This is a genomic window from Desulfatiglans parachlorophenolica, from assembly GCF_055394735.1.
Genome location: NZ_AP042460.1, coordinates 4875054 through 4889457, shown reverse-complemented (window position 1 = coordinate 4889457; position 14404 = coordinate 4875054). Strand labels below are relative to the sequence as shown.

The following is a 14404-nucleotide window of genomic DNA, read 5'->3' as shown; positions in this document are numbered from 1 at the left end:
AAGGGCTGTACGCTAATTCATTGATTTTCCAGCAAGGCAAAAGACATAGTCGCTGGGCAGAACCTTTTCCGCGACCAGGATTTTCTCCAGCAGAATCAACCCGTCGACGAGCACCTGCCCGTCCTCGCTCCGATCGAAATTGTATGCGATATCGCTCAACAGGGGATGGAGGATCGTCCCGCCGGTCTCGGCAAGGACGATCACGCGAAGGTGTTTGGCCGCAAAATGCATGATCTCGTCCGATCTGACCGATTCAGAGGGATCCAGCGCCTTTATCGCCTCGATGTCATAGCGTTCGAGACAACCCTTGATCCGGCCATCGGCTGCTTTTTTGTAGGCATCGGGCAGAATGCGCAGGATCTCGTTCACGATGTGGAGCTGTTTATCCGTAAATTGCAGCCGGCGCGGGCCCACGTATTCCCGCATCATGAAAAGCCCCCCCAAGCGCAGGCCTTTGTTGATTTCACGAAAAAGGTGATCGAGCCGCTCGACATGGTGCACCGTCCCGACAGCCCAGATAAAATCATAGGCGTCCGGTTCGATGCTGATTTCGTTCAGGTTGCGGCAGAGATAATCGATGCCCTCGATGCCCCTCGAGCGGGCGATCTCCCGCTGCCGCGCGAGCAGGCCCTCTGCGATATCCACCACCTCGATCCGCTCGAAAAGCCCGTCTTCAAACAGGACCATCTCGCAGCCCGGGTCCCCTTCGTTGCAGCCGATGGACAGGCCCCGCAAGCCGGAATCCCCGACGCGGGCCTTCAATTCCCTGAGCGTCCACTCAAAATACCCGGTCTCGGCATCTCCGGTCATCATCTCGTTCTGGTAGCGCTGCACCGCAGGCAGAAGCTCCCAATAAAGCATCCGATCATCTTTCCGATACTGTTCCTGTGAATGATCCCACCGCTCTGCCACCCTGTCGCGCTCATCGATATCCATGGCACCCCATCGACCCGGTCCGCCCGGGCATATCCCCTGTCAGAAAGACATCCCGTTCAGATACCCCGTCTCGCCACCCCATCCCGTGACCTTCACGATGATCCCCTCACGCAGGGAAATCCCCTGGTTTTTCAGCACAGGCGGCCGCCCCTCGAACTCCCAGCCCGACATCAGAAATTCATCCCGTTGAAAATAATCTTTGACATCCGGACGGAGCCCGCCCAAAGTCGCTTCGCCCACCTCTTGCCCGTCGCAATAGATCATGACCTGCCTGACCGGTGCACCGGTCTGCCGGTCCGCCGCCCAGCCCCGCATATAGAAGGCCTGATCGTCGGTGATCGTGATGGTATCGATGCTCCCTATCGGCCTGAAGGTTGGGACAAGCGCGCTCAGGGTGGGAAGAAAGCGCTTCGAAATGACATAGACGTCCTGCTGCTCGCACAGCTCTTCAGCCATGCAGTACAGATTGGTCATCCCCAGGCGGGCCGCAAGCCGCTCGAACCAGTCCTTCCGAACATAGGCACTGCCGTATTCGTCTTTCGAAAGGCTGCGGCTCTCGCTGAACGGGATGAAGGTAAAACCGTCTTCCCCAAGCGGCACACCGGGCGGAACGGCCTTTTCGCTGTGGGTGGAAAGGATCAGGATACCATTCTCCTCGAGCACCCCGTACAATCGGATCAGCCACTCTTCGAACCGGGCGGAGGGCAGATGCGAAAAGAGCGACCCAACGTAAATCACTTCGAATCTCCGAGGGAACTGCACCTCTGAAGGCTCCGTCTTCGAATAGAAACCGTTCACCCCCAAATGGCGCTCCTGGAAACTGACAGCGTCCTGATAGATGTCGCTCACCCAGATCCTTCGGGGGTCCATCTCCTGAATCACAAACCGGGTGACCCGGCCGTAGCCGCAGGCAAAATCCAGGAAACTCCCGATGTCCTCAAACGGGCGCCGGGCCGCCTCCACTACCTTCTGAACGGTTTCAAAGGACATGACACCAGACTTGAAATACCACCAAAGGGCCTCATCTTCCCCCACATGCCCCAGGCTGTCGAGGTACATCTCGTCTTCGCGGCTGACCCGGTATTCGAAGGCGTCGGGCTGTCTTACAATCAGCTTGATGAGCGAGCTGACGACTGCTGGAGGATAGAGGTCCGGGTCGCTCGCCTTAAACGCTGCCTCGCTTCTTCCAGCCGCCCCCCCCGCAGGCTCCCATCCGATGAAGCCTTTCATCTTCTCCAGAAATGCAGCGTCGAAGGATACATCCCAGTCCTGGGGCCACCTCACCCGTGATCCCTCGATGCGCCCACCCCAATCCTCCACGCCCGCGACCGCCTCGACAAGCGCCTCACGAATACCGTCAACCGTTGGATCGGCCGGGATCAGGTTGGTCGAAATGCCTCGCAGCACGTCAACGGTCTTGTTCGCAAACGTATTCGTCACCACCCGAATCCCGGCTGCCGCCATCTCCAGGGGAACAAGGCTCGGGTGCGGACTCAGCATCAGGCTGAGGCCTACGTCGAAATGCGGCAGCAAATCACGGTACTCGTTCAGGCTCATCTTCGGCAGAAGATTGAGGCGCGAGCCCCCTTCATCGATCAGGATGCCCCTGGGAGAGGACTGGAGCGACCCGATGCCGAAAAACTCCCACGGTCCTTGAAAGGCACCTTTGGCAATGGCGTCCGACAAGGCAAGCATACCGAGCTCGAAGCAGTTTCTCGCCGCATGGGTCTCAGGCCTTGCGTAGAACACCAGCCGCCTGTTTGCCCGTTTCTTGAGCGTATCCTCCTTCACGTCGAACCGCAGGATGGCATTCTCGAAGGCGATCGAGTTCTTTTCACCCTCCTCCGCCGATTCCCGGAACAAACCGATCCGGTTGCGGCGATGGTAATCCCTCAGGATCTCCGTCGAAAAAAGTGCGTAATGCGGCAGGTCATAACTCATCCGGGACAGGACGTGGAGAGAGCCGAGTTCATAGAAGATCGGTTCGTATTCCTGGCTCAGATAAATGAAGCGGTCGCCGGCCAGGGAGCGCATACTCAGATGGGCGATATGGGCACTCCAGCAGCTCGTCGCCACCAGGGCATCCTGCGGATGGCATTGAATCGGATCGCTCCTGTCCGGCGCGTAAACGACTTCGACACGGTCGAAGAAATCCTCTAGCCCATCGTAGTCCCGGATCTTACGGCGCCATTCCATGGGCTCGAAGTAGCATTCCTCGGTGACGATGATCCTGACCGGGTACCCAGCCAGGGCCAGTCGCCTCGCCAGACTGAATACACTGATATACCCGCCGAAAAAATACTTGAAGTCGATGATCCCAATAAGCACATTCACACGGGGAGTGAAGGAGTCGCTCACATCCAAATTCAACGGGCTGATTTTGCGCCGGATGAATCGTACAGCCGGATGCTCTTCAGCTAAATCGTCCTCCGCTGTATTCGAGAGGAGATCCTCTACTCTAAGGCTCTTTTCTTCGTTCACACCTTTTTCCATTTTCCATTCCCATCGCCTTCCAACGGAGTCCAACTCGACCTGAAACAAGCAGGGAAATGAATGCAAGGCAAAAACGGCTGCGCGAATCCGTTACCATCCGGAAAGGGCTTTTTGGCCAATCTCGGGCTCAATCTGCGCGTTTGATTGCGCGGCGACCACCAGGTCGCCTCCGCGCAAGCACCTGGTTTTCTGTATATTGGCCAAACCGGGACCCGCCGCGGAGCGGTGGGACCGAGCGGCGAAGCCGGTGAAGAAAAACCCTCATTCCCGGGTTAGAAACTGGGTTCTATAGGGAAATCATTTCCGGATGGACACGAACTAACCGGAAACCCGACGAGCCGGAATAAACCATCTACGCAGCCTGTAATAGTGTTTCAATAATTTGACGGACAGAACGCTTTTCAACAAAATGGCATCCAAATGCATCGTGGTCGATCCACGCCGGAAGATCCAATTTATGACAACTTGATAAACAAGATAACGAAAAGACCATTCTGTAGAGATAAATCCATTCAGAATACGTTTCTTGCCAGCATCTATATCATGACATCTCTCTGTTATAATAATACTGAAAATAATTCTTCTTACGAAATTATTGTAGTATTGAGATTGATAATAGAAAAGCTTCGCCTTAAAAATCACAAATAGAGTGGACAAGTAAACCTTTAAACCTTTTATTCGCTCAATGATTGAAACATTTGCAAACCGTGATTGCTTATCCACTTGAACATAGTGACCTATAACATTGTCACCATGCTGGTAATAATCATAAAGCGGTTCGTCGACATAACGTATTTCGCCTCGGGTTAACGCAATACAGGCGATAAAATGGTCATGATAGATGTCGTCGATCTTTTCAGGGAAAGGCAACAGGCAAGGGACCAGATCACGCCGGAACATCGATGCCGCTCCCGTCACCGTATTAGCCAGAAGGAGCAAGTCGAGACGTGAAAAGTTGTTTTTCCTCGTGGTCCAATAGGTATCCGAAATCAGGTTGCCGCCGGCATCGACGATATTCATGTCGGAATATACGAGAGTCGTCGAGTCGTCGAACTCGCCCATCAGCTTTTCGAGCTTGGATTCGTGCCACCGGTCGTCCTGATCTGCAAGGGCCACATAAGCCGCCTCGTTGGGGACACGCGTCAGACTCTTCTCGAAATTATGGTAATAGCCGAGGTTCCGTTCATTTGCGAAAAAAAGGAACCTCTCATCACCGCCAATGCAATCTGCAATCATGGAAAGAGCTTCAGCACTGGAGCAGTCATCGTTTACGATGCACAACCAGTTCGTATAAGTTTGCCGCCTAATGGAGTCTATCTGCCGCCTGAAAAAGTCGATCGGCGGGTTGTAGGTCGCCATACAGATAGCGACCAGGGGCTCGCAGTTGCTCTTCCCTGCCGCCACAGGCTCCACCGGCAGGGCCGGCTCCAGACAAACCCGCCCCCCATCCACTTCGCAGACGGAACCGTCTGTGAGCACAGCCCGCAGCATGAGATCCGCGGTTCTTCGAGATTCCTCCGCCCGCAGGGGGATCATCACCCAGAACCCACTGTTCAGGCTGTGACCCCTTGTATCGGCGATCCCGAACTGCACACGAAAGACATCCAGCCTGGCGAGTCCGAAATTCCTGACCGGATGCGCGATGCCGTCAAAGATCACCGTCAGCCCTTGGATTCGCTCCTCCGTGTGATAGCACCAGCCCTGGACATAGAGCACATTGCCCCAGCCGACAAACAGGGGTTTCGAGAGGTCAGTATAGATATTGAAGAGAAAATCCCGCCCAAGCGGCATACTCGATCCTGCGCACCACCCTCGCCCGCCCATTGAAGACAGGATTTTCAGGAGTTCCTACGAAAGAAAAAACCCCTTTACTTTCCCATAGAAGCGAACGGCTTTCCATGACTGCGAATCGAAAATATTCCGCAGCGTTTCAGTGTGTGTCTCCAAAAGTCCTTCTAGTTCAACTATCTTACACTCCTTCTCGCGAACATCCGTTTCCAGTGACAGAATCAGCTGCTCATGCTTTTCAATCTGATTTTTATACTCGTCATCATGCGAAGCCATGAGCATTTCACATTCGGATATCTTCCGCTTCTTCTCATCAACGTCTGCCTCCAATGCCAGAATCAGCTGCTCATACTTTTCAATCTGATTCTTATACTCGTCATCATGCGAGGCCATGAGCATTTCACATTCCGCTATCTTCCGCTTCTTCTCATCAACGTCCGCCTCCATAACGCGGATCAGTCGACTCAAATTTTCCATCTGCGTTTTAAGGGACCGCTCTTTGACCCTGTATTCGGCGAGTTCCCGCTCTACGGATGCCAATCTATCGTTTTTGATAATATTCTGCGCATCATTTGCTACAATAGTTTCCCGTAACCCTTTGAGAATTTCTATATTTGAACGCAATTCAATTTCAATATTTCTACAATATTGATTTTTTACTCTCAGAATCGCATCCTGATTACCTATCTTTCCAGATAGTGCATAGATCAATTTGTTTTGTTTACATAAGGTTTTGTTTTTTTCAGATATTATCTGCATTACATCATTGGCTGCATTTTCTTTCTCTCTGAGAGCATTTTCCAGGTCTAGATTGCGAAAGAAATTGATTGTAGATTCATCCATTATATTTTTAATAATCTGCTCTTTACTCGTCACCTCTTGGAGCAGGTTATCGATTTCAACCTTCAGCTTTTCTTCATTCTTGTATAGTGCGTGCAAAGAAGTGCTATGTTCCCGAATCTCCGCGTCTTTTTTGAGAATGAGATCGCGAGACTCTGCCTCAAACGCTTTAAACCGATCTTCTTTTTCCGTTAAGACCTTCCACAATTCCTGTAATTCCCGCTCTTTTTCCGCAAAAGAACTTTCGTATCCTTCTTTGGCCTGCGCCAACTGCTGCGCATTTTCCTGCAAGACCCGGCTTTGCCGGCAAAGCATCTCTTCCAGTTCAGTTTGCTTGCGCGACAAGGCATCATTTGCCGCGATAAGCTGCCGTTCCTTGTCGTCCAGCAGCTTTTCATTCAATGTCTTGATCTCATGAATAAAAAAATCTTTCTGCGCGATAACCTCCTGAAGAGAGGAAACCCGGGAGACGGATTCCGCCAAGGCGCGCTCCTTCCCGGCCAAGGCTGTCATCTTTTCTCCGAGTTGCCGCTCGGTGCGCAGCAGAGGACCTTCTTCACCCACTCTTTTCAGAAATCCAAGGAATTTAGACAGCCGGCCCACTTCGGCATCGTCGATTTCTGAAGGGCCGTCCGCCGCCGCAAAGCTGTCTCTGCAAACAGCTCGCGCCGTCAGATAGATAATCTTGGCCCTTGAAGGCAGGTCATCCTCTTCGAAAAGCTGCTCTAATCCGAAGCGTTGCTGGTACAGATCCAAACGGATGGCCGCCTCGACCGGTTTGGCATCCTCCGGCCATGGCAGACCACAGAATTCAACGACCCGCCTCGCAGCGTGACGCGGAGTCTTGAAGAAGTCATCGAAATAGACGATGCAGCGTGACGCGCCCTCTGTGCCGCGAAGCGCGGCCGTCACATAATACTCCCACAGCCAGGCGCCGCGCTGCACTGGAATGCCGTCCCGGTGCAGCAGAGACCTAGCCACTTCCAGCGGGTTGCGCATACAAACGACGAAACGCAACCCCGGAACGAGGCGTCTCCAGAAAGGCAAAAGAATCGTTGTCCGCGGGTCCTTGAAACCCCAAAGCCCCCGCGGGAAAGAGGCGATGAGGGCACGCGCCTCATCGGCCAGAGGAGCCAAACCGGGATCGGTGTCCCACCGTCCTTCGAGAGGCGGCGGAGTATGCCAGGAACCGCCGAAATGAGCCAGGATTCGTTCGTTGATACTCAGGAATTCCTCGTTTTCGAAGAAGCCCATCTGGTTCGTTTCATGCGGCGGCAACAGTTTGTTTTCAGGGCCGAGAAACAACCCGCATGCGTGCAGCAACCCTGCGATCATCGAAGTACCGCTGCGATGCATACCAATGACGGCAATCACACCACTTTCCGACGGGTCTTCCAAATTCCTGCTTCTCCTTGTCTCCGCCGACGGAGGATCCGGTTTTCAAGCCCAAGGTGACAGCAAGCCAGACGGCGCATCAAGGCATGCCGCCGGCGCAGCACTCTCCAACCACCCAAACGTCGGCGCAGCGAGCTGGTCCCGCCCCGCTCACAGCCAAGCCGCGCCCGCGAAAAAACGGTTAGAATCACATTTGTTCAGGGGAAAAGAATCGAATTGAACCTTGAGACGAATCAGAAACGGGAACACGACAGGTCATCTTCCCCGGTCAGAGCCTACCCTTGAGTTCGGCCCCGGACCCGTTACTGACAGCAGAAATATAGCGAAATGCAAACGGTCTGTCAAGGAAGCACGCGGTCCAAGTGTACCAATAAAAGCATCGACGGCTTCAATCTAATCGGCATTCAATCTATGATCAGCTTCATCTGCCTGATATTGACGTTTACTTTAATCTTTTCACAAACATCGGCAATGGCTTTTCGCTTCTTGGAATCAATACCTTTATAGGCGATTATCATTTCCGTAACATTATATTTTATAAGAATAGATTCGAAATCGTCGATACCTCCAAGCACTTTGTATCCTTTAACGCGTTTACCTTTTAAAAAACTTTTATCGTCGATAAACCCAACGATTGAAAGATTAAGATCGGGATTGGACTCGATCTCCCTGATCACCATCTGGCCTCCAACACCGGCACCATATATCAAGACAGGATCACCATTTTGTTTATTGCTTTTGACGAATTCGTCCAAAATCCGTGAAGACAGACGTGAAAGTGAAACCATCACAAAGATGATTACCCAATAAATCATAAAAACGGCCCTTGAAAAGCTCTCGAACCGATAGACAAACAACAGAAATAGAATTGTAACGACACATCCGAGCGTGATCGATTTAAGAAAAACAATCAGGTCTCTGAGCCCTACAGTCTCCCAGACCGACTGATACACACCGAAGAGAAAAAAGGATGCTATCTGGGCTGCCAGGAGGATCGGAAGCGACTTCAAAAAAATTCCGAAGTTCGTTCCGACTTGCCCTTCAAAACGCAGCAAATAGGCGCTGTAATAAGCGATGGTGATCATCCCCGCATCCAGTAATACGACCAGGATGCCTTTGCGATAGGTAAAATTGACCAGTATCGGAGTGATGCTCCTGGATTCCACATCCGCCAGGATCGAGCGCTCGGGGTACACTTTGACCTTCCCGAGGTAGACCCAGAAAAACACGACGAAAAGCAAATACAAACCGATCAGCAGAATCCCGGGGCCCAAGCCCACATAATTGATTGCCACGGCAAGGCCTCCGGAAACCGCGGCAAACGCGTAAAGCACCAGTACGGCCTTCCGTTCCGTCAGGCCGATGGCCACCATGCGATGGGAGGAATGATCCTTTCCGCCCTGGGAAATCCTGCGGTGAAAGAGCTTGCGCATAAAGCTCACGAAGGCGGTGTCCAGGATCGGCACAAACAGGATCATCACCGGCACACCGATCACGGAGACCAAATGAACAAAACCCTGTTCGGCAGCCTTTGCCGAACTCCCCGACACCGTCAGGCATGCCAGCAGGAACCCGATGTAAAGACTCCCGGCATCCCCCATGAAGATCTTCGCGGGGTTGAAGTTGTAGATCAAAAAACCGAGGACGGCACCCGCGTAACAAAGGCTCAGCAGCAGGGTCTGATCCCTCAGATAAAATGGCGGCGTCAGAAAAAGGCAAAGGGCCAGGAAAAACGCCCCCAGAAAGGCGATGCCTGCGGCCAGACCGTCCATGTTGTCGAGAAGGTTGAACGCGTTCGTAATGCCCACCAGCCATAGAATGGTCAGAAGGAGGTTCAGCGTGTCGAATTGCGTCCAGCCTAAGCGAAACCCGAAGTATATCAGCGCTGAGGTGATGATCAACTGTCCGGCCAGTTTGTGCTGCGGGGCCATTTGTCTCAGATCGTCGACAAGCCCGAGCCCGAACATCGCCGCCCCGCACAGCACCATCGGCAGGACGGGGGCGCCAAATTGCCCCCACCCCAACTGAAAAGCCATCACCGACCATGCACCATTGACGGCCATGAAAATGGAGACCCCCCCGAGGAGCGCCGTTTTCCGTCTGTGCCAACGATTCTCCCGCGGAACGGCCACGTATCCGCGGTTGACGGCGAACCACCTCACGAGCGGCGTCAGAAAAACCGCCAAACCAAACGCCATGCCGAATGAAAAAAAATATTCGAAGGATATCATGCCCTTCATCATGAACGACTTCAGCCTATGAAATGCGCATCAGGTGGAAACCTTCATCAGAACATAGCACCCGCCAAAACCGAATCCGATATTGGCGGACCAGACAGCAAGCCACGGCGGCAGCAAACCTGTCAGACCGAGGGACCGCATGACGCCAAGGATGATAATATAGACAAAGCAGACTCCGATCCCCACCGAAACAGCCGCCGGCGCTCCCCCTTTGGGAAGGCTGAGCGCGATCGGGATCCCCCACAGGACCATCAGAAAATTGATAAAAGGAAAAGCGACCTTGAGATAGAGATTGACCAGATACTCATTGGCGTCATAACCATCCGCCTCGATCTGTTCCGCAAATCGTTTGAGCTGACCATACGTCATTTCTTCGGGTTCTTTCATCGGTACCAGGAATGCTTCCGGCTCCTGTTGAATGGGCATTTCGGCCACCTCGAAACGCGCCATGCCATACGATCCATTTTCATCTCTTGTCAGCTCTATACCCTGCAAGGCCATCCATTTGTTATTTTTCCACACAGCCTTTCTTGCATGAATCTCTTTTGTGACTGCAAACGATTCATCAAAAATAAACAGTATAGGCTGATCCATCACATTCTTGTTTCCATCAAAATGATGGATATAGCAAATTCTGTCCTCTCCACGATGCCATACATGATTTCTAAAAAGAGACCGCTCGCTGTCGACCCTTTTCACAACAGTATTCCAAATCGCCTCACTTTTGCTGCTCGTAACAGGAATCACCGTTTCGGAAAAGGCCAAGACACAACACGATAGAATCAGCGCGGCGATTAAAATAGGAAAACTGCTTTGGAAGACGCTTATCCCTCCGGCCTTCAAAGCAGTCATCTCGTTGTTTTTTCTCAAAATAGAGAATAAAATGACCACTGAAATAAGGGTTGCAGCCGGCGTCATCTGCACTGCCATGAATGGTAATTTATACAGGAAATATTTTACAGTATCTGAAAATCCAGCATTCACTTCGAGGAAATTATCGATCTTTCCAATAAAATCAATCACCAGGAAAATGCTGGTAAAACTGATCTGGCACAGGCAAAAAATATACGCAAATTCTTTGACGATATATCGCTGTAAGATGCTCATATATTATTTTGCTTGAACATTCCTGAAGAAACGGCGCAGATTCATATGGAGATGCTTCTCTCTCGACACCCTTCTAAAAAGGTACATAAAGCAGACGAGAAGAAAGATATTTGGAATCCAAACGGCAAACATCGGCGGCACAGCTGCGCTTTCCGAAAGGCTCCTGACACCGGCCAGACATAAATAGTAGATCATGAAGACCATCAGCCCCACTCCGATGCCCATGGACCTCCCCCTGCTCTGAAGCTGGGCCCCCAAGGGGAAGCCGACCAACCCCATGAGGAAAACGGCCAAAGGCACCGTAGCCTTTTCCATCAATTCGACGACCATCTCGTTGTGCCGTACACCGTCCGTCCTCTTGTCTATCTCCGTCATCAACTCCTGCACCGTGAGTTCCTTGGGCGATTTTTCCCTCGTCCGCCACGCCTTTACGATATCCTGCAACCCGACACCCAGATCGTATGCCTCGAACTTGATCGTCCTCGCAGCGCTCATATCCCTTTCGACAACCAGAATGGACCCTTTGGAAAAGTGGACCATAACCGTCTGCTTCTCACGAAGATAAATGATTTTTCCCTCGTTGGCCACAATGGTGTTGATCGATCTCGGATCTCTGCGATCGACGACGAAGACCTCTTCCATAAGCCCCGTGGCCCTGGAAAATCGGTTCACGTAAAAGGTGACGTTTGGGAAAGGCTCCGAAAAGACATTCGACCTGATCGCCGTAGCCGCCTTCGTTTGGGCCAACTCGAAGAGCGTATCCTTGAAAGACCGGTTTCCCCAAGGCACGGCAAACACCGTTATCAACAGGGTGGCAAACATGCCCGCAGCGCACAGAAAAACCACGGGCGGCAGCATCTGCTTCAGGCCGATCCCCGATGCCCGCATGGCAATGATTTCGCTGTCCGAGGACAGCCTCAGGAAAGCGACGATCGTAGACATCAGAGCCGCCGCCGGCATCGCGAACGTTAGAATATCGGGCAGCAGGTAAGCGATCATCCAGAGGACGAGGCTGAGTTTCACCCCCTGTCCTACAATCAGATCCGTGATGGGGAGAAGTTCGGTCGCAATGATGATAAATACCGCCACGACCAGGCTGGAGAAAAAAGGCGGCCACATCTCGTTGACCAGATAGCGGTCAAGTATCCTTTTCATGCACCCTTGCCGATCTGCAGGATCGTCTACGCGGCAACTCAGGGACCGCCGCGGCGCAAATTTTCGATCGGCCTCCCCTCACCGGCCCCCACCGTCAAGGCAAAGCGCTCCCACCTCAGGGGCAACTCCTGCACCCAAGAGACTCCGGCCCTGCAGATCGCGACATCTGGATCGGAATCCCCCATGGGTGCGGCAGAAAAGAGGCCGGCCGTGGCCGTCAATGGCAACGCCGCTCTGCCAGGCTCCTGTAAAGATCTTCCATGTCGAAGAGAAGCCTTTCTGCAGAAAATCGGCGCTTTACAAAAGATCTGGCCGCTAGAGCGAGGGCCTCCCGCTCATGGTCCTCGTTCTGAAGCAGATACGCCAGGCCGTTGCTGAAGCCCCGTGAATCCCCTTTGGCGCACAGAACCCCGCGCTCGCACAAGGAGAATCCCCCGTTCTGAGGGCTCTTGACACGCTTTCCCAGCAAATCGATTACGCCGCCCGCATCCGTGGCGATGACAGGGACCGACGCAGCCATGGCCTCGATAATGGAAACCGGCGTGCCTTCATTATCCGAGGTCAAGGCCAGAACGTCAAGATCCGCATAGACTTCGGTCAGATCCCTGAGCCATCCCGTAAAATGAACATAGGAAGAGATTCCCAGTTCTCTACAATGTTTTTCCAGATCCATCCGCATCTCACCGTCGCCGATGACGGCAAACCTCAGATGATCCACGCCTTTTTCCTCGATGCAAACCCTGGCTGCCTCTAGAAACAGCCGGTGGTTCTTGATAGGCACCAGGCGTCCGATGATGCCTACAAGAGCAGCGTCTTCGGGGAATCCGATCCTTCGCTTGAATCGGCCCTTCAGCTCACCGCTCGAAAGAAACGGCGTCAGATCGAAACCAAGCGGGATGCTTCTGATTTTCTCAGCAGGTGCGATGCGGAACTTGCGTGCCAGGTCCGCCTTCTGTGACGGGCTGATCGCTATGATGACATCGGTTTGCAGAGCCAGCAGGCGCTCGATCCAGACATACAGGCCGGAGACCGGCTTGCTGAAGTAACCTTCGAAGACGTGGCCGTGAAAGGTGTGAACCGTTCGGATTTTTCTCCGGCTAAACAGGTTGTAGTACATCGCCGCAAGCCGGGCCGTGGTCCCGGCCTTTGCGGTGTGGGTATCGACGATGTGAGGCTTCTTCAAATGCAGCACCCTCAATACGCTCCTGAAGGCCCGGATGTCCATGAGGGGACTGATTTCACGCTGCAATTCAGGAATGAAAATCGCTTTTTCGGGCAAATCGCCGAAAAGGTACCCCATGTCGCCCTCCTTGGGCGATATTTTTCCGGTGATCAGCGTTGTACTGAAGCGTGCCCGATCGAGATCACGCGTCAGCAGGTGGACGTGGATCGCTGGTCCGCCGATGTTCAGCCGCGCGATAAACCTCACGATCCGGATTCTTCCATCCTCCGGTTCCGCAGTCCGCAAGGGCCATGTTGAAACCTCGCGGCTCTTGAGGAACCGGATCCCCCTGCTCAACGCCTGAAAGGCATAGACAAACAGGCAGCGGAAGATCAGACCCACGAACACAAACGGTTTGACGAATGACTGCGAAGGGCTCAGATATTTCGCAAAAAGCTTGTAGCTGCTTTGATGGAACGCCAGCACCGAACCGAAAACATTCCTTTCGCTGCTCCCGCCCACGAAATGGGTGATAAAGGCCGATGGCAGATAAACGACCCGCCACCCGCTCGCCCACATCCGCCTGCACCAATCTGTGTCCTCCCAATACATGAAAAATCGTTCATCCAGATATCCGACTGATTTGAATGCCGCCAGTCTCACGACCATGCAGGCACCGGAGACCCAATCGACCTCCATGGGCGTCTGGCCATCACAGTCCATCGTCCGAACATTTTCGCGTGTAATGGGGTTGTTGGGAAAAAGCTTTGAAAAAATGGAACGGCGCCCGAAAAAGGCCGTCAGCGGGGTTGGAAAACCACGCGCCGATCCCTGAACGGATCCATCCTGATCCAGGATCCTCGGCCCCAGAATCCCGATGTCGGGATGCCCCTCCATATAACTCAGCATCGCTTCAAAAAAACCCGGACCGACAAGCGTATCCGGGTTCAAAATCAAGACGTAGGGCGCTGTACACCCAGCCAGCCCTTTATTGACCCCCTTCGCAAATCCTATATTCTTCCTGTTTTTCTCAATTCTGACCGACGGAAACCGCTCCAGAACACGATCGACGTCATCGTCTTCGCTGTTGTCCTCGACCAATACGTTGTATCTCAGATCACCCCCAACCGCTTGAATAGAATTCAGGCACTGAATGAGGAGGTCGGTGCTCTTGTAGTTTACGATCACCACATCGACGCGACCGCTTTGCGAGTCTTCAGGCGAAGATAACATCATGGTTCAATAAGCACCCGTTTCTCAGATAGTCTCCGATCCGGAAACACGAATA

The 14404-nt window shown here is 52.9% G+C and carries 8 protein-coding genes; all 8 read right to left on the bottom strand.

Annotation, left to right across the window (positions count from 1 at the left end):
- Positions 1–12: 12 nt before the first annotated feature.
- The 8 genes from ACZ500_RS22585 to ACZ500_RS22550 all read right to left on the bottom strand — a co-directional run bounded on the left by ACZ500_RS22585 (position 13) and on the right by ACZ500_RS22550 (position 14352).
- The gene (locus tag ACZ500_RS22585) at positions 13–936 is read right to left on the bottom strand and encodes a class I SAM-dependent methyltransferase (protein WP_464229674.1); all 924 of its coding nucleotides are present in this window, start codon (positions 934–936) and stop codon (positions 13–15) included.
- Between the two features lie 39 nt (positions 937–975).
- A complete protein-coding gene (locus tag ACZ500_RS22580) occupies positions 976–3429 on the bottom strand; it encodes a rhamnosyltransferase WsaF family glycosyltransferase (RefSeq protein WP_464229673.1) in 2454 nt (817 codons plus the stop codon).
- A gap of 318 nt (positions 3430–3747) precedes the next feature.
- Positions 3748–5220: a glycosyltransferase gene (locus ACZ500_RS22575; RefSeq protein WP_464229672.1), complete on the bottom strand. Its 1473-nt coding sequence runs from the start codon at positions 5218–5220 to the stop codon at positions 3748–3750.
- Positions 5221–5277: 57 nt separating this feature from the next.
- Positions 5278–7455, bottom strand: coding sequence for a sulfotransferase (locus ACZ500_RS22570; protein WP_464229671.1), 2178 nt, complete (start codon positions 7453–7455; stop codon positions 5278–5280).
- A 401-nt stretch (positions 7456–7856) separates the two neighbouring features.
- The gene (locus ACZ500_RS22565; protein ID WP_464229670.1) at positions 7857–9638 is read right to left on the bottom strand and encodes a PglD-related sugar-binding protein; all 1782 of its coding nucleotides are present in this window, start codon (positions 9636–9638) and stop codon (positions 7857–7859) included.
- A gap of 84 nt (positions 9639–9722) precedes the next feature.
- Positions 9723–10799 carry an LPS export ABC transporter permease LptG gene (gene lptG / locus ACZ500_RS22560; RefSeq protein WP_464229669.1) on the bottom strand — a complete coding sequence of 359 codons (1077 nt, stop codon included), beginning with the start codon at positions 10797–10799 and terminating at the stop codon, positions 9723–9725.
- A gap of 3 nt (positions 10800–10802) precedes the next feature.
- On the bottom strand, positions 10803–11954 hold the full coding sequence (lptF, locus tag ACZ500_RS22555; RefSeq protein WP_464229668.1) for an LPS export ABC transporter permease LptF: 1152 nt from the start codon (positions 11952–11954) through the stop codon (positions 10803–10805).
- Between the two features lie 217 nt (positions 11955–12171).
- On the bottom strand, positions 12172–14352 hold the full coding sequence (locus ACZ500_RS22550; RefSeq protein WP_464229667.1) for a glycosyltransferase: 2181 nt from the start codon (positions 14350–14352) through the stop codon (positions 12172–12174).
- Positions 14353–14404: the final 52 nt, after the last annotated feature.

Bases quoted from the DNA above. Each gene is read 5' to 3' on its own strand.
- ACZ500_RS22585 (WP_464229674.1), bottom strand. From the start codon at position 936: ATGGATATCGATGAGCGCGACAGGGTGGCAGAGCGGTGGGATCATTCA.
- ACZ500_RS22580 (WP_464229673.1), bottom strand. From the start codon at position 3,429: ATGGAAAAAGGTGTGAACGAAGAAAAGAGCCTTAGAGTAGAGGATCTC.
- ACZ500_RS22575 (WP_464229672.1), bottom strand. From the start codon at position 5,220: ATGCCGCTTGGGCGGGATTTTCTCTTCAATATCTATACTGACCTCTCG.
- lptG (WP_464229669.1), bottom strand. From the start codon at position 10,799: ATGAGCATCTTACAGCGATATATCGTCAAAGAATTTGCGTATATTTTT.
- lptF (WP_464229668.1), bottom strand. From the start codon at position 11,954: ATGAAAAGGATACTTGACCGCTATCTGGTCAACGAGATGTGGCCGCCT.
- ACZ500_RS22550 (WP_464229667.1), bottom strand. From the start codon at position 14,352: ATGATGTTATCTTCGCCTGAAGACTCGCAAAGCGGTCGCGTCGATGTG.